The 14,626-nt window shown below is 61.8% G+C and carries 16 protein-coding genes; 4 read left to right on the forward strand and 12 right to left on the reverse strand.

Going from position 1 to position 14,626, the window contains the following annotated elements:
- Positions 1–21: 21 nt before the first annotated feature.
- Genes rodA through ABDZ98_RS09930 form a run of 5 tightly spaced genes read right to left on the reverse strand, consistent with a single transcriptional unit; the run spans position 22 to position 5,718 of the window.
- The gene (rodA, locus tag ABDZ98_RS09910; protein ID WP_343807104.1) at positions 22–1,140 is read right to left on the reverse strand and encodes a rod shape-determining protein RodA; all 1,119 of its coding nucleotides are present in this window, start codon (positions 1,138–1,140) and stop codon (positions 22–24) included.
- The gene (gene mrdA, locus ABDZ98_RS09915; protein ID WP_343807107.1) at positions 1,137–3,164 is read right to left on the reverse strand and encodes a penicillin-binding protein 2; all 2,028 of its coding nucleotides are present in this window, start codon (positions 3,162–3,164) and stop codon (positions 1,137–1,139) included. Before mrdA ends, rodA begins: the two co-directional genes overlap by 4 nt.
- 3 nt (positions 3,165–3,167) lie before the next feature.
- A complete protein-coding gene (mreD, locus tag ABDZ98_RS09920; RefSeq protein WP_343807110.1) occupies positions 3,168–3,722 on the reverse strand; it encodes a rod shape-determining protein MreD in 555 nt (184 codons plus the stop codon).
- Positions 3,722–4,639 (reverse strand): rod shape-determining protein MreC, encoded by a 918-nt coding sequence (locus ABDZ98_RS09925; protein ID WP_343807113.1) that lies wholly within the window; start codon positions 4,637–4,639, stop codon positions 3,722–3,724. Before ABDZ98_RS09925 ends, mreD begins: the two co-directional genes overlap by 1 nt.
- Positions 4,640–4,671: 32 nt before the next feature.
- Positions 4,672–5,718, reverse strand: a complete 1,047-nt coding sequence (locus ABDZ98_RS09930; protein WP_343807116.1) for a rod shape-determining protein — start codon at positions 5,716–5,718, stop codon at positions 4,672–4,674.
- A 183-nt stretch (positions 5,719–5,901) separates the two neighbouring features.
- Between ABDZ98_RS09930 and mutL the strand changes: the two genes are divergently transcribed.
- Together mutL and ABDZ98_RS09940 are read left to right on the forward strand one after the other, a co-directional pair.
- Positions 5,902–7,707 (forward strand): DNA mismatch repair endonuclease MutL, encoded by a 1,806-nt coding sequence (mutL, locus tag ABDZ98_RS09935; protein ID WP_343807119.1) that lies wholly within the window; start codon positions 5,902–5,904, stop codon positions 7,705–7,707.
- Positions 7,707–8,204 (forward strand): hypothetical protein, encoded by a 498-nt coding sequence (locus ABDZ98_RS09940; RefSeq protein ID WP_343807122.1) that lies wholly within the window; start codon positions 7,707–7,709, stop codon positions 8,202–8,204. The genes mutL and ABDZ98_RS09940 overlap by 1 nt, the downstream gene beginning before the upstream one ends.
- 18 nt (positions 8,205–8,222) lie before the next feature.
- On the opposite strand, the gene ABDZ98_RS09945 is transcribed toward ABDZ98_RS09940, so the two are convergent.
- From ABDZ98_RS09945 to ABDZ98_RS09960, 4 genes are read right to left on the reverse strand one after another with little or no spacing between them, the layout of a single operon-like run.
- The gene (locus tag ABDZ98_RS09945) at positions 8,223–8,933 is read right to left on the reverse strand and encodes an NYN domain-containing protein (RefSeq protein ID WP_343807125.1); all 711 of its coding nucleotides are present in this window, start codon (positions 8,931–8,933) and stop codon (positions 8,223–8,225) included.
- A gap of 40 nt (positions 8,934–8,973) precedes the next feature.
- A complete protein-coding gene (locus ABDZ98_RS09950; protein ID WP_343807128.1) occupies positions 8,974–9,612 on the reverse strand; it encodes a carbonic anhydrase in 639 nt (212 codons plus the stop codon).
- Positions 9,612–9,932 (reverse strand): DUF190 domain-containing protein, encoded by a 321-nt coding sequence (locus tag ABDZ98_RS09955; protein WP_343807131.1) that lies wholly within the window; start codon positions 9,930–9,932, stop codon positions 9,612–9,614. Before ABDZ98_RS09955 ends, ABDZ98_RS09950 begins: the two co-directional genes overlap by 1 nt.
- Position 9,933: 1 nt before the next feature.
- A complete protein-coding gene (locus tag ABDZ98_RS09960) occupies positions 9,934–10,914 on the reverse strand; it encodes a sodium-dependent bicarbonate transport family permease (RefSeq protein WP_343807135.1) in 981 nt (326 codons plus the stop codon).
- Between the two features lie 118 nt (positions 10,915–11,032).
- On the opposite strand from ABDZ98_RS09960, the gene lipA reads away from it, so the two are divergent.
- Together lipA and ABDZ98_RS09970 are read left to right on the forward strand one after the other, a co-directional pair.
- Positions 11,033–11,959 (forward strand): lipoyl synthase, encoded by a 927-nt coding sequence (lipA, locus tag ABDZ98_RS09965; protein WP_343807138.1) that lies wholly within the window; start codon positions 11,033–11,035, stop codon positions 11,957–11,959.
- A 5-nt stretch (positions 11,960–11,964) separates the two neighbouring features.
- Positions 11,965–12,426 carry a type II toxin-antitoxin system RatA family toxin gene (locus tag ABDZ98_RS09970; protein WP_343807141.1) on the forward strand — a complete coding sequence of 154 codons (462 nt, stop codon included), beginning with the start codon at positions 11,965–11,967 and terminating at the stop codon, positions 12,424–12,426.
- Here ABDZ98_RS09970 and ABDZ98_RS09975 read toward each other — a convergent pair.
- The 3 genes from ABDZ98_RS09975 to ABDZ98_RS09985 are packed head-to-tail and all read right to left on the reverse strand — an operon-like array spanning position 12,387 to position 14,594.
- A complete protein-coding gene (locus tag ABDZ98_RS09975; RefSeq protein ID WP_343807144.1) occupies positions 12,387–12,881 on the reverse strand; it encodes a CinA family protein in 495 nt (164 codons plus the stop codon). The two genes, ABDZ98_RS09970 and ABDZ98_RS09975, sit on opposite strands and share 40 nt — an antisense overlap.
- Positions 12,881–13,402: a hypothetical protein gene (locus ABDZ98_RS09980; RefSeq protein ID WP_343807147.1), complete on the reverse strand. Its 522-nt coding sequence runs from the start codon at positions 13,400–13,402 to the stop codon at positions 12,881–12,883. Before ABDZ98_RS09980 ends, ABDZ98_RS09975 begins: the two co-directional genes overlap by 1 nt.
- 34 nt (positions 13,403–13,436) lie before the next feature.
- Positions 13,437–14,594 carry a bifunctional 2-C-methyl-D-erythritol 4-phosphate cytidylyltransferase/2-C-methyl-D-erythritol 2,4-cyclodiphosphate synthase gene (locus ABDZ98_RS09985; RefSeq protein WP_343807150.1) on the reverse strand — a complete coding sequence of 386 codons (1,158 nt, stop codon included), beginning with the start codon at positions 14,592–14,594 and terminating at the stop codon, positions 13,437–13,439.
- Positions 14,595–14,626: the final 32 nt, after the last annotated feature.

Here is a 14,626-nt window from a genome sequence, read left to right on the forward strand (position 1 = left end):
GTTTCGCGCGTGAAAAGGCCCTCAAAGCGAGGAAGTGCCGGTTTGCCTGTTCCAGCGGTCCACCATCATCAGCGAACCGATGCAGATCATGTTGGTCATCATCGATGATCCGCCGTGGCTCATGAACGGCAAGGGGATGCCCACCACGGGCGCAAGGCCCATCACCATCATCAGATTGATCGAGACATAGAAGAATATCGTGGCGGTCATTCCGGCCGCCAGCAGGCGGGAAAAACGATCATTGGCAGCGCGCGAAACATTCATCCCCCAGCGCAGCACGATGCCGAAGATCAGCAGCACCAGCAGCCCGCCCATCAGTCCCCATTCCTCTGCCATGGTGGCAAATACGAAGTCCGTATGCGGTTCGGGCAGATAGTTGAGATGGCTTTGCGATCCTTCGCCAAAGCCCTTGCCGGTAAGCCCGCCCGATCCAATGGCGATCTTGGACTGGGTGATGTGGTAACCAGATCCCAGCGGATCGCTTTCCGGGTCGAGGAAGGTGGTGACCCGCTGGCGCTGGTAATCCTGCATGCCGAAGAAATAGACGATTGGCAGGGCGACCATCGCAGCAAGCCCGCCGCCTACGAACCACCGCGCCGGCAGGCCAGCCAGAAACAGCATCACCGCCCCGCCAAAGGCGATGGCCAGCGTTGTGCCCAGATCGGGTTGCATGAGGACCAGGCCCATGGGCAGGGCCATCAAGATGGCTGGAGGGATGAGCGCGCGCCAGCTGCTGATCATCGGCACCGGCAATGTGTGGAAGAAGCTTGCGAGCACCAGCACGATGCCGGGTTTCATCAGTTCAGATGGTTGCAGCCGCAGGAAGCCCAGCTCCAGCCAGCGCTGGCTGCCACCGCCAACCTGGCCGACAATCTCCACGCCCAGCAACAGCAGCAGGACCGTGCCATAGACCGGATAGGCCGCCATGAAGGCCCAGTCGCGCGGAAAGCGGGACATGATGAGCGCCATCACCAGGAACACCCCAAACCGGATCAGATGCGAAGAGGCATAAGGCTCCATTGATCCGCCGGCGGCTGAATGGAGCACTGCCGCGCCAAACATCACCAGCAAGGTGAGCGGGATCAGCATGGCCCAGGGAATACGGGCGATGGATGCAGGCAAGGTCAGCGATGACTTCATGTGTCCGCTCCTTCCGCGCCGGGATTGGCTTCGGACCTTGGCGTGATGGCACCTGTTACGGCGGCATCGGGCTCCAGCGCGGCGGCGCGCGCTTCGGCATCCACCAGCTGCGCCAGCGTATCGGGATCGGGCGGGGGCGGGATGTCGATCCCGGCGGCCTGGGCATAGCGGGCATAATCGGCATCCAGCCGCTGCTGCGCGGTGCCGCCCCACTGGCGCTCCATCGCGTGCAGGGCCTCAAGTCCCTTTGCCGGATCGAACATGAAGGTCATCACGTCGCGCGCAATCGGATAGGCTGCGCCCGATCCGCCGCCATGCTCGATCACTACGGCGCCAGCATAGCGCGGGTTGTCGAACGGTGCGAAGAAGATGAACAGGCCGTGGTCGCGGTATTTCCACGGGCCGGATTTGCCGTTGGACATGTTCAGGCCAACCACCTGCGCGGTGCCGGTCTTGCCGGCCATCTGTATGCCCGGAACGGGAATGCGGGCGCGCCCAGCGGTGCCGGGGCCGTTGACCACATCGCTCATGGCGGACTGGATCAGATGGACGTGATCGGTCGAAAAACCCATCGGATCGAAGCGCGGGGACGACCCATCAAGGATCAGGCGCGGGGTCAGCTGTCGCCCGGTTGCAAGCCGCGCCGCCATCACCCCAAGCTGCAGCGGATTGGCCAGCATATAGCCCTGTCCAATAGTGGCGTTCACCGTGTCGAAGGGCTGCCAGGTTTGACCGTATTTCTCCAGTTTCCACGCCGGGTCGGGCACAGTGCCAAAGAACTGGCTGAGCACGGGCAGGGGGAATGTCTGACCCATGCCGCAACGCCTGGCCATGGGGGCGATCACATCCATGCCCAGCTGCTGGGCGAAGTGATAGAAATAGACGTCGCAGCTCTGGTAAATGCCCTTGGCCATGTTGACGGTGCCGTGGCCGCGCCTGTTCCAGCAATTGAACACGCGATTGCCCACGCGCAGCCCGCCGCGGCAACTCACGGTCGCTTCCGGGTCAAGGCCGGCCTCCAGGAACGACATGGCCACCATCGGCTTGACGGTGGAGCCGGGCGGGTAGAGCCCCTTGAGCACCTTGTTGCGCAGCGGCACGCGCTCATTCTCGCTCAGCATCTGATATTCGACCCGGCCGATCCCGTCAGAGAAGCTGTTGGGATCAAAGCTGGGCATGCTGGCCATGCACAAAAGGTCGCCGGTCAGGCAATCGAGCACCACCACCGAGCCTGATTCCATGCCGATACGGCGGGCGGCATAATCCTGCAGCGGGCCGTCGATCGTCAGCTTGATCGCCTGTCCCTGCACATCGTCGCGCGTTTCCAGATCGCGCACGATCCGGCCTGAGGCTGTGACCTCCACGCGCCTGGCTCCCGGCTCTCCGCGCAATTGCTGTTCGAACTGCTTTTCCAGCCCGTCCTTGCCCAGCTTGAAGCCGGGCGTGACCAGCAGCGGGATAGGCTCCAGGTCATATTCTTCGCGGCTTGCCGCACCAACATAGCCGATCAGATGGCCGACCGATGGGCCGGTCGGGTAATAGCGGGAGAATCCGCGCTGCGGCACCACGCCGGGCAATTCGGGCTGGCGGACGCTGACGGCGGCGAATTTCTCGTAATCGAGCCCGGCGGCAACCGGCACGGCGCGAAAACCCGCGCCATCTTCCAGCTTGTCCCGCAGGTCCTGTTTTTCAATCTCGGTGAAGGCCAGCAGATCGCCCAGCATGGCCACCGTTGCATCCACGTCCTTCACCCGTTCGGGTATGATATCGACGCGGAAATCCGCGCGGTTGGAGGCGAGGGGGGAGCCGTTGCGATCAAGTATCCAGCCCCGGCGCGGCGGAATGAGCGACAGATTTACGCGGTTGCTCTCCGCCTCCATCCGGTATTTCTCATTCTCGGCCACCGCGATGTAGCCCATGCGCGCAGCCAGCAGCAGGCCAATGCCGCCTTGCACCGCACCCACTACAAATGTGCGGCGGTCGAAGGTTTGTTTCAGCGTGGAGGAGGTAGGCGCCTTGTTCATGCCCTAGCCGATCCGCCGCACGCGCAGCAGCCGGATGCGATCAAGCATGGATACGATGCGGGCGACCAGGGGAAACAGAACGATGGACAATAATATCTGGGGCACGATGACTCCCAGATGGATGACAGTCAATTGCGCGCCGGATACCAGCGCGGCGACGCACAGATAGACGATCAGGATCAGGCTGGCGGTCAGCCAGTCCTGCCAGAAACCCCGCCACGGAAAGCGCATCTCGAGCAGATCGATGGCGATCATCGCCAGCGAGAACAGCAGAATGCCGCTGCCCATTGGCTGGCCCGAAAACAGATCGTCGAACAAGCCCAGCGGAAATCCCGCCCACAAGGGCAGCAGGCCTGGGCGCAGCAGGCGCCAGGCGATCAGGAACAGAAGGCCAAGCGGGGGAACCACCGGTGCCGGGGCAATGATCGGCAGCATGGGGGTCAGAGAACCGAGCAATATGGTGATCCACGGCACGCCGAACACCAGCGCGGGTGAATGATCGCGATTGATCTTGCTGCCATAGGCATCTCTGCGTGCCTGCGGGTTGAACCGTTCCATTACTCGGCCTGCGGTTCTGGCTGCGAATCTGGCTGGGAATCCGATTCCAGTGGCGCCTGAGCTGCCGCCACGGCCTCGCGCTGCCAGATCGGCTCCACAATCACCACATCGGTTGCTGCCGGATTGCTCAGCAATTGGGCGATCGCGCCATCTTCGGTAATTTCGGTGACCATGGCCACGGCAACTCCGGGACGAAACAGGCCGCCCGCGCCCGAAGTGACAAACACGTCGCCAATTTCCAGCGGATTTATGCCCAGATTGATCAGCCTGATGCGCAGCGATCCATCGGCGCGCCCTTCGGCAAATGCCACCACATTGCCGACCGCGCGCCGCACGGGCACCATGCTTTCACTATCGGTCAGCAGCAACACGCGCGAACTGTCTGCGCCAGCTTCCAGCACGCGGCCCACCAGCCCCATTGGCGATGTTACCGGCATCCCCGCCGTCACGCCCTGATGACGCCCGGCTGAAAGATAGGCAAAGCGCCTGGCGCTGGACGATGTGGAGCCGATCAGCCGCGCGGTGGTTATCGGCGCGGTATCACCCGTCGTCAGGTTCAGGGCCGCCTTCAGCCGCTCATTCTCAAGCTCCAGAGCTTCGGCTTCGGCCAGCCTGACCCGGGCGATAGCGATCTCCCGCTCCAGCTCCGCATTCTTGCTGCCGGCGTCATAATATCCGGCAATTGCCTCAAAGATATTGCGGGTTTCGGTGCGTGTTGCCGCGCCAGCCTGTCCCGCAGGGGCGGCCAGGTCTGTTGCCATGGACCTGAGGCCGAGGAAGGTATCGGGACGCCAAAGCGAGATCACCAGCAGGACGGCACCGATCAGCGCGCCCGTGCCAGCTACAACATAGCCGGCGAACAGCCCGAACTGCGCCCTCTTGTTGGATCCCGATCTGTGTGCCGATGGCGGTGCCATAAACCGCCTTTCCCTCCTGTTTGCCTCAGGTGTTACTGCGTCATCAATACACCGCGATACACCGGATCTTCCATCGCCCGCCCAGTGCCCAGCGCCACGCAAGACAGAGGATCTTCAGCCACGCTGACGGGCAGGCCCGTCTCTTCGCGCAGATGTTCATCCAGCCCGCGGATCAGCGCGCCGCCACCTGTCAGCACGATGCCCTGGTCGACGATGTCGGCGGCCAGTTCGGGTGCGGTGTTTTCCAGTGCGATGCGCACGCCTTCGACGATGGCACCAATCGGTTCGGACAAGGCTTCGGCGATATGCGCCTGATTGATGGTGATTTCCTTGGGAACACCGTTGACCAGATCGCGGCCCTTGATGGTCACCTGTTCGCCCACGCCATCTTCAGGGACGGTGGCGATACCGTAATCCTTCTTGATCCGCTCCGCCGTGGCTTCACCGATCAGCAGATTGTGGTGGCGACGGACGTAGGAAACGATGGCCTCATCCATCTTGTCCCCGCCGGTACGCACGGAGGTGGTGTAGGCGAGGCCGCGCAGTGACAGCACAGCGACTTCGGTAGTGCCGCCGCCGATATCCACGACCATGGAGCCAACAGGCTCTGTCACCGGCATGTCTGCACCGATCGCCGCCGCCATTGGTTCCAGGATCAGGAACACTTCGGACGCACCGGCATTGCTGGCGGCATCGCGAATGGCGCGCTTTTCAACCGAGGTCGCGCCCGAAGGAACGCAGATCACGATTTCGGGGTAACGCAGCAGGTTCTTCTTGCCATGCACCTTGCGGATGAAGTGCTTGATCATCTCCTCGGCGATTTCGATGTCGGCGATCACGCCGTCACGCAGCGGGCGGATCGCTTCGATGGAATCGGGCGTCTTGCCCATCATCATCTTGGCGTCTTCACCCACGGCCTTGACGCGCTTGATTCCGTTGATCGTCTCAATCGCGACAACTGACGGTTCGTTCAGCACAATGCCGCGATCCTGGACATAGACCAGAGTGTTGGCCGTACCCAGATCGATGGCCATGTTTTGCGAGCCGAATTTGAAAAATTTGGAAAAGAAGGAACCCATCGAAAAATCCGTATTTTACCGTCTGCGTGGCAGAGCAAATCAGCCACCAAATGGTTTTGCATGAAATGGAGGAGACGCTCTTTAGCGCGTGGCTTTGGGAAAGGCCAAAATTTTGTGTCGACAAGACGTAACTTTTGCACCGCTTGCCTCGAATTTTTCCCCTCGGGTCGCTAGGCTTGGCCAATGCCGCAAATTCGCCGCCTTCCAGAAACGCTGATTAACCGCATTGCTGCGGGCGAAGTGGTGGAGCGTCCGGCTTCTGCGCTGAAGGAACTGATTGAGAATTCTATCGATTCCGGCGCCACGCGCATCGCTGTCTCGCTCATTGATGGCGGCCTGACGCGTATCGAAGTGACCGATGATGGCTGCGGAATGGATGCAGCAGAAATGGCGCTGGCGCTGGAACGCCATGCAACATCGAAATTGCCGGATGAGGCGATCGAGATGGTATGCACGCTGGGCTTTCGCGGAGAGGCACTCCCCAGCATCGCTAGTGTGGCCCGGTTGACGCTGGAAAGCCGCAGGCGCGGTGAAGATCAGGGCTGGCGCCGCGTGGTCGATCACGGCGTGCTGGCGCAAGAAGGGCCCGCCGCCCTGCCTCCCGGCACGCGTGTGCGGATGGAGAAACTGTTCGACAAGATACCGGCACGGCGCAAGTTCCTGCGCACGCCGCGCAGCGAATATGCCGCCTGCCTCGACGTGGTGCGCCGTCTCGCGATGGCGCGTCCAGACATCGGCTTCACGCTGGAGCATGGCGACAGGCGGATTCTGGCACTGCAGAGCGGGCAGGGTGTGGAGGCGCGCGTTGCCCAGATCGTGGCGCGCGAACTGGCCGACAATGGCGTTTCCATCGATCTGGAACGCGGTGACATGCGGCTGACCGGGCTGGCAGGCCTGCCAACCTATAATCGCGGCGTGGCCGATCATCAGTATCTGTTCGTCAATGGCCGCCCGGTGAAGGATCGTCTGCTGACGGGCGCTGTGCGCGGTGCCTATGCCGATATGCTGGCGCGGGATCGCCATGCGGTGCTGGCGCTGTTCCTGCACATGACGCCAGAGGAAGTGGACGTGAACGTCCATCCGGCCAAGACGGAGGTTCGCTTTCGCGATGCCGCTGCGGTGCGCGGCTTCATCGTTTCCGGTCTGCGGCAGGCGCTGGGCACGGGCGACAGGCGCAGCGCGCAGGCCCCTGATGCGGCGGCGATGGGCAGGTGGCAGGTGGAGCCGGGACAAGCGGTCGAACCGGGCTCTGTCATGCGCTCGATCTTCGAAGGGCGGGACTGGAGCGCGCCTGCAACCCGTGTCAGCGAGCCTGGCAGAGCCTGGCGCGGTGCCGATGACGGGGTGATGGCGCTGCCGCAGGGCCGTGCCGAAGTGGCCGAGGAGCTGGAGGAGGGCGCCCGCGAATATCCGCTGGGCATAGCGCGCGGACAGATTGCGCAGACATATATCGTGGCCGAGGCGGCCGACGGGCTCGTGATCGTGGACCAGCATGCCGCGCATGAACGGCTTGTGCTGGAACGGCTGCGCGCGGCCGGGGTGGGGGACAAGGTCGCCGCCAGTCAGGCGCTGCTTATGCCCGATGTCGTCGAACTGGATGAGCCAAGCTGCGACAGGCTGGAGGAACAGATCGACAAATTCGCCGCGCTTGGTCTGGCCATAGAGCGCTTTGGTCCTGCCGCCATGCTGGTGCGGGCATTGCCGACCTCGCTCAAGCGCGCCGACCCGGCGGCGCTGTTGCAGGATCTGGCCGATGATCTGGCCAAGCATGGAGATTCGCTGCTGCTGGGCGAAAAGATCGAGCACGTGCTGGCCACCATGGCCTGCCACGGGTCGGTGCGGGCAGGGCGCAGTCTCAGCGTGGCGGAAATGAATGCGCTGCTGCGCGATATGGAAATTACCCCGCGATCAGGGCAATGCAATCATGGCCGTCCGACATGGGTCAAGCTGTCGATGGACGATGTCGAAAAACTGTTCGGAAGGCATTGATGAAAAAGATTATCATGATCGCTGCGCTTGGCTGCGTGGCATGCGGCCATGAAACGAGCGTGGAACAGCAGGACATGCTTGACCAGCAGGCCGTGGAAATGGTCGAGCAGGCCAATAATGTTTCCCCGCCGCTGGAGGAAGTCACGCCCGAACCGATCCTGTACCCGGACATAGAGCGCTATGACATTTATGGCGCGTCCTGCGCATATGCGCCGGGCACCAGCCTGGGTGCGCGGGTGATTGCCCGGCAGGCGGATGCGTTCATGAAGGTGGATGGGGAAATCCTGCGATTTGCCGCCGATCCCGGCGCGCGCGAACTGCCCTATGGCACGCGATCCCTGTACAATGGCCGGGAATATTCGCTGCGCCTTGAGATTGCAGGCGGCGGCGATGTGTCGGGTGAAGAAACCGTCGATTACGAAGGCACCATCAGCCTGCGCGATCGCTGGGACCGGGTGGTCTATCGCGGCAGCGGCACCGCGCAATGCGGTGTCTGACCGGCCCGCACCGAAGGATCAGCGCAGGCGTTTGACGTAGAGTTGCTTGTCGTCGCGGCGCTCCATCTGGAAGTGGTTGCTGGCCGCGCGCATCAGGTCTGACAGGCGCTTGAAGCCATGGTTGCGCACATCGAAGCTGGACCGGTTGCCGGCGATCTGCCCCACTTCCTGCAATTTGGCGAAGCCATCCTCATCCCGGCTTGCCGCCTTCCAGGCACCACCCAGCAATGCGATCAGTTCCGGATCCAGCTCATTGTCCTGGCTCTTGTTGTCGTCCGAGCGGGCGGTGACGATCAGCTGGTCAACATCGATAAAGCGGGTGCAGGCGGTCTTGAACGGTTCGGGCGCCTTGGAACTGCCGAAGCCATAGACGATCAGCCCGTCCTGCCGCAGCCGCGTGACCAGCGGCGTGAAATCGCTGTCAGAGCTCATGATGCCGAAGCCATCGACCTTACCGGCATACAGCAGGTCCACCGCATCGATCGTCATCGCCATGTCGGTGGCGTTCTTGCCCTTGGTCAGATCGAATTGCTGCATCGGTTGCAGGCCGAATCGATGGGTGATCTTGTTCCAGTTGCTCAGCGCAGGCTTGGCCCAGTTGCCATAAGCGCGGCGGATGTTGACCTGTCCCAGCTCTGCCAGCACGGTCAGCACCGGATCGATCCCGGCATGGCTGGCATTGTCCGCATCGATCAGCAGGGCGATATTCTTGAGAGCATGTTCTGACATGCAGCATTACATGGCGCTGGTCGTTCCCGCACGCAAGCGATCAGGCAGGATTGAACGTACCTCTATCTTCATCGAGCAGGTGCAGAACACCGTCAGAGATGGCGAAAAACGCCCCTCGCAGCTTCAGGTCGCCGCGATCTTCCTTGATCTTGACGCAAGGGAAGGTGCGCAGGTTGGCGAGGCTGACCTGCACGCCCGCCTGCTCCATTGCGCGTTCGGCCTCGCGGCCTTGCGTCCCGTATTTGCCGGCCACTTCATCGCGTGCTTCATCAAGCAGCGAAATCCAGTCTGCGATAAATCCGCCATCGCCCGGTGCGCTGCCGCGCATTTCCTGTGACAGGGCGGCCTTGCAACCGCCGCACATGCCGTGGCCGAGCACCACGATCTGCTTCACTTTCAAAGCATGCACGGCAAATTCCAGCGCGGCGGAAACACCGTGATGGCCCGGCGTTGTCTCAAACGGCGGGACCAGCGCGGCGACGTTGCGAACAACGAAAATCTCACCCGGATCGACATCGAATATCTGTGCTGGATCGACCCTGCTGTCTGAACAGGCGATAACCATGATGTCGGGATTTTGACCTTGCTGCGCCAGGCGGTCGAACCGCTCTCGCTGACGAGAATACTGATCGCCGCGAAAGCGCTCATAACCTTGCAGAAGGCGGGCAAATTCAGGCATCAGAACCGTTCCGCGCGAATGACTTCCACATCCCACATATCCAGCAACATGCCGTGGCTGGTCAGGATTGGTTGCAGCGCCTCTGCCAGTTTGAGGGCGTTTTCCACCGATGATATGGTGATGATCATGGCCTTGTCGGAACTGGTAATGCGGTCTTCATGCCAGGGTCCATCGCGTCCACTGCCCGAAATGACCGGCATGACTGTCCAGCCCTTGATCCCGGCAGCGGTTATCTCGCGCGTGATGCGCCCGACAAGCGGCTTGTCGACGAGAATTTCAATGCGTTTGCGGATCACGGTTTCAATCATATGCTCGCTCATCCTAATGCAGATACAGGGCCAGGGCGGCAAACAGCTGAATCCCGATCAGGATGTTGAACGGGAAAGTGATCGACAGCGACATGGTCAGATAAATGCCGGGATCAGCCTGCGGCAAGGCAAGGCGCATTGCTGCCGGTACCGCAATATAGCTGGCACTTGCGCCCAGCACACCAAGCGCTGCGGCGGAACCGACCGGCAAGCCGACCAGAGTACCCAGAAACACCGCGATCGTGCCGTTTACCAGCGGGAAGACCAGCGCCAGAATAGCCAGTCGCGCGGTGAGCGCACGGGCCTCTCGCAGCCGCCTTGCGGCCAGCAGGCCCATATCAAGCAGGAACAGACACAAGACGCCGTTGAAACCTGTTTTGAACAGCGGTTCTATATCGGCAAAGCCGCTTTCACCCACCACTGTGCCGATCACGAAACTGCCCAGAAGCAGAATGACAGAAGCATTCAGCAGCACTTCGCGAACCAGGCCGCTGGAATCGGTGTCTGCCGCATCCGTCGTTGCCGAATTGCGCATCCAGCGGCGCGCCAGCATCAGACCCGTGAGAATTGCCGGCGTTTCCATGATCGCCAGCACAGCCACCATATACCCATCAGCAGGCGATCCGGCAGCCTGATAGATCTCGCTCGCAGTTACGAAGGTGACCACGCTCACAGACCCATAATGAGCGGCCACAGCACCGGCGTTGATACCATCCAGCCTGCCAAATCCACGCAGGAGGACGAAGGCAAGCAACGGAAGGATCAGGCTGAGCGAAAAACCGGCGAATATGGCCGCCAGAACAGTGGCGTTCAATCCGGACTGCGATACGGCGACACCGCCTTTCAGGCCAATCGCGACCATCAGATAGACGCTCATGGCCTTGGCCATCGCTTCCGGAATCGCCAGGTCCGACCGGACGGCGGAAGCAAACATCCCTAAAATGAAGAAGAGAATGACCGGTGATGTCAGGGTTGCAAGAGCATCTGGAGCCATGGGCGTTCTGCTAGCGCGGGATGATTATGGCGACAAGAAGCCATGGCACGCAACCCACAGTATTGGATTGACTGGTTGCGCCATTGCCAGTGGCAGGCCACTTCCCTAAGTGAGCCGGATGAATGACCTCTCCACCGCTCCCGCTACGCCGCGCCAGCGCAAGCCTGACTGGATCCGCGTAAAGGCCCCCGTCAGCAAGGGTTACCATGAAACGCGCCAGCTGATGCGCGATCTCAACCTGAATACGGTGTGTGAAGAAGCGGCCTGCCCCAACATTGGCGAGTGCTGGACCAAGAAGCATGCCACGGTGATGATCCTGGGCGATGTGTGCACCAGGGCGTGCGCCTTCTGCAACGTCAAGACCGGCATGCCGCGCATTGTCGATCCGCTGGAGCCGGAGCATGTGGCCACTGCCGCTGCCAAGATGGGGCTTCAGCACATCGTCGTGACATCGGTGGACCGCGATGATCTGCCCGATGGCGGGGCAGGGCAGTTCGTCAAGGTGATCCAGGCGATCCGGCGCGAGACTCCGTCCACCACGATTGAAATCCTGACGCCCGATTTTCGCGGCAAGATGCGCCCTGCGGTGGAAGCGATCTGCGAGGCGGGACCGGACGTGTACAACCACAATCTTGAAACCGTGCCGCGCCTCTATCCCACCATCCGGCCCGGCGCGCGCTATTATGCCTCGCTGCGCCTGCTGGAAGAGGTGAAGCGCCACGATCCGATGATCTTCACCAAGTCCGGCATCATGCTGGGGCTGGGTGAACAACGGCTCGAAGTGCATCAGGTGATGGATGACATGCGCAGTGCAGAGGTCGATTTCCTGACCATGGGCCAGTACCTCCAGCCCACGCCCAAACATGCCAATGTGGAAGAATTCGTGACCCCCAAGGCATTTGATGCCTATGGCGCCATCGCCCGTGCCAAGGGCTTCCTGCAGGTCGCTTCCAGCCCGCTCACGCGTTCCAGCTATCATGCAGGCGATGACTTCGCCCAGATGAAGGCCGCTCGTGAGGAGCGGATCCGGAAAAAGCAGGGCTGAGCGCGATGCCGTCTATCCGTGAGACCCGCCAGCTCCCCTATTCGGCGGAGCAGATGTTCGACCTTGTGGCCGATGTCGACAAGTATCCTGAATTCCTGCCGTGGGTGGTTGCCACCAGGGTGAAGGAAGACGGCCCCAATTCGATGACCGCAGACATGCTGGTGGGGTTCAAGGCCTTGCGCGAGAAGTTCACCTCCAAGGTGGTGAAGCAGCGCCCGAACATGCTCAGCGTGCATTATGTCGATGGGCCTTTGCGCGATCTGGACAACCGCTGGACCTTCACGCCAACGGCGGATGGTGGCTGCGAAATCTTCTTCTGCGTGGATTTTGCCTTCAAGAGCATGATGTTCGAGGCATTGGCCGGGCAATATATCGATCGCGCCTTTCGCAAGATGGTGGCGGCATTCGAAGAACGCGCCGATGCGCTTTACGGCAGCAGCAATTCCAGCGCGCAAAGCGTGGCCTGAAGCCGCACGTCGCCGCGTTCCTTCTTGTCGAAAATCTTGAATTCAGCTTCGGGCTTGTCTTCGCCGCGAATGGCGCGGGCAAAAACCACCGTGCCAACGGGCTTTTCCTCACTGCCGCCATCAGGCCCGGCGATACCGCTGATGGCCACCGCCACATCAGCATCGCTGCGTTCCAGCGCGCCCATTGCCATGGCATAGACGCAGGCCACCGATACCGCGCCAAAGGCATCGATGATGTCGCTCGATACGCCGAGCATATCCATCTTGGAATCGTTGGAATAGGTAACGAAGCCGCGTTCCAGCACCAAAGAACTGCCGGGAATCTCCGTCAGAGCGGCTGCTACCAGCCCGCCGGTGCAGCTTTCCGCCAAGGTGATCTTGCGACCCGCCGCACGGTTTTCCTCAATGACGCGGCGCGCCAGTGTGACCACCTTGGTGGGAAGAATGGATTTCATTACCGGGCCAGTCCTGTTGCAATAGCGCCTGCATCGTTCTTTTGCGCTTCCATGGCGATAAAGCCTATCAATTCCGCCAGGTTTTGCGCAGGCAGCGGGTCCACCAGTTGCAGGAATCGGTCGATCTGGCCGCATTTACCGACCTCGACCCGGGTGGCAACCATGCCGGCGATCATTTCATCGACAAAGGGCTGGAGCGATTCGGGCGGCATGGAGGCCAGAAGGCCGGCGATGGCCGCATTTTCCCGCGTAACGAGCCGGATGATGGCGCTGCGTGCCTGCGGCCATGCGCCCTGCGATACGCTCTGCAATCTGGTCCGAAGCGCATTGCCCTGCGCATAGATATAGGCATCGCCGGGCAGGGCGCTGCGGCATCGTTGCTGCAGACTCTGGAAGGCGCTTGGCATGCCCACACGGGCAAGCGCGGTAACTTCCTGCTCGTTGAATTCCATCTGCGCCGATGCAGGCTGGGCCAGGGAAAGAGAGGCGAGGGCAGCGACCAGGGGCATGGATTTCGTCATGGATTTCATCATGGAATTCATTGTGTGATCCACTTCAGGAAAGGGCGATCAGTGTGGCAACGGCCTGCGCGGCGATACCTTCTCCGCGGCCAGTGAAGCCGAGCCTCTCTGTGGTTGTGGCCTTCACATTTACACAATCCGCCTGAACGCCAAGCAACCGGGCCAGTTCGCCGCGCATTGCATCGCGGTGGGGACCGATCTTGGGGGCTTCGCAAATGATCGCCAGATCGACGTTGCCGATGGCATAGCCCTTGGCCGCAGCCAGCGACACGGCGTGTTCGACGAAACGCGATGATGGGGCGGCGCGCCATTGCGGATCGCTGGGCGGGAAATGCTGGCCGATATCGCCTTCGCCCGCTGCGCCCAATATGGCATCGACCACGGCATGCAGCGCCACATCGGCATCGCTATGGCCGACCAGTCCCTTGTCATGCGGGATGCGCACACCGCAAAGCCACAGTTCCTCGCCTTCGCCGAGGCGGTGGACATCAAATCCGGTTCCGGTCCTGATCATGCTCGCCCCTTGCCCGAAATCGTCTGCAAATGTCAGCTTTCGCAACCGCTCATCACCATCGACCAGTGCCACGGCCAATCCGGCAGCATGGGCAACCTGCGCATCATCGCCGGCAGTGCTGGGACCTTCCCAGGCCTGATGGGCCGCCAGTATGTCAGCATAGCGAAACGCCTGCGGGGTCTGCACGCGGCGCAAAGTCTCACGCGCGGCCTTGTCGCCCATCAGATCAGCGTGGGCGGTCACCATGGAATCGACCACCGGCAGGACCGGTATCGCGCCGGGATTGTCCGCCAGCGCCGCAACCAGCCGTTCAACCACTTGCGGCGGGCAGTCGGGGCGGGCGGCATCGTGGATCAGCACCAGGTCAGGACTGGCCTGTTGCAGGGCTTCCAGTCCGGCGCGCACCGAATCCTGCCGGGTTTCTCCGCCGGTTACCAGCAGGACCGGACCGGCACCCTCCAGAATAGCGTGCGCATGCGCATCCGCGCCTTCGGGAATGACAACGCACAGCAGCTCTGCACCTGCGGCCACCAGCCTGTCCGCCGCATGGCGAAGCACTGGCTTGCCGCGCCATAGGGCGAATTGCTTTGGCAGGGGCTGGCCAGCGCGCAGTCCCTTGCCGGCTGCAACGATCACCGCGGCGAGCCTGATCGGGCCTGTGGATGGTGCTTGCGACATATGGCGTGGGCGCTAGCGACTTGCGACCACCC

This window comes from Alteraurantiacibacter aestuarii, assembly GCF_039523595.1.
GTDB lineage: Bacteria > Pseudomonadota > Alphaproteobacteria > Sphingomonadales > Sphingomonadaceae > Alteraurantiacibacter > Alteraurantiacibacter aestuarii.

Excerpts from the sequence above, each read along its gene's own strand:
- ABDZ98_RS09970 (WP_343807141.1), top strand. The coding sequence starts at position 11,965 with ATGCCGTCTATCCGTGAGACCCGCCAGCTCCCCTATTCGGCGGAGCAG.
- ABDZ98_RS09955 (WP_343807131.1), bottom strand. The coding sequence starts at position 9,932 with ATGAGCGAGCATATGATTGAAACCGTGATCCGCAAACGCATTGAAATT.
- ABDZ98_RS09980 (WP_343807147.1), bottom strand. The coding sequence starts at position 13,402 with ATGACGAAATCCATGCCCCTGGTCGCTGCCCTCGCCTCTCTTTCCCTG.
- mreD (WP_343807110.1), bottom strand. The coding sequence starts at position 3,722 with ATGGAACGGTTCAACCCGCAGGCACGCAGAGATGCCTATGGCAGCAAG.
- ABDZ98_RS09950 (WP_343807128.1), bottom strand. The coding sequence starts at position 9,612 with ATGCCTGAATTTGCCCGCCTTCTGCAAGGTTATGAGCGCTTTCGCGGC.
- ABDZ98_RS09945 (WP_343807125.1), bottom strand. The coding sequence starts at position 8,933 with ATGTCAGAACATGCTCTCAAGAATATCGCCCTGCTGATCGATGCGGAC.
- mutL (WP_343807119.1), top strand. The coding sequence starts at position 5,902 with ATGCCGCAAATTCGCCGCCTTCCAGAAACGCTGATTAACCGCATTGCT.
- mrdA (WP_343807107.1), bottom strand. The coding sequence starts at position 3,164 with ATGAACAAGGCGCCTACCTCCTCCACGCTGAAACAAACCTTCGACCGC.
- ABDZ98_RS09975 (WP_343807144.1), bottom strand. The coding sequence starts at position 12,881 with ATGAAATCCATTCTTCCCACCAAGGTGGTCACACTGGCGCGCCGCGTC.
- lipA (WP_343807138.1), top strand. The coding sequence starts at position 11,033 with ATGAATGACCTCTCCACCGCTCCCGCTACGCCGCGCCAGCGCAAGCCT.
- ABDZ98_RS09985 (WP_343807150.1), bottom strand. The coding sequence starts at position 14,594 with ATGTCGCAAGCACCATCCACAGGCCCGATCAGGCTCGCCGCGGTGATC.
- ABDZ98_RS09940 (WP_343807122.1), top strand. The coding sequence starts at position 7,707 with ATGAAAAAGATTATCATGATCGCTGCGCTTGGCTGCGTGGCATGCGGC.
- ABDZ98_RS09925 (WP_343807113.1), bottom strand. The coding sequence starts at position 4,639 with ATGGCACCGCCATCGGCACACAGATCGGGATCCAACAAGAGGGCGCAG.
- ABDZ98_RS09960 (WP_343807135.1), bottom strand. The coding sequence starts at position 10,914 with ATGGCTCCAGATGCTCTTGCAACCCTGACATCACCGGTCATTCTCTTC.
- rodA (WP_343807104.1), bottom strand. The coding sequence starts at position 1,140 with ATGAAGTCATCGCTGACCTTGCCTGCATCCATCGCCCGTATTCCCTGG.
- ABDZ98_RS09930 (WP_343807116.1), bottom strand. The coding sequence starts at position 5,718 with ATGGGTTCCTTCTTTTCCAAATTTTTCAAATTCGGCTCGCAAAACATG.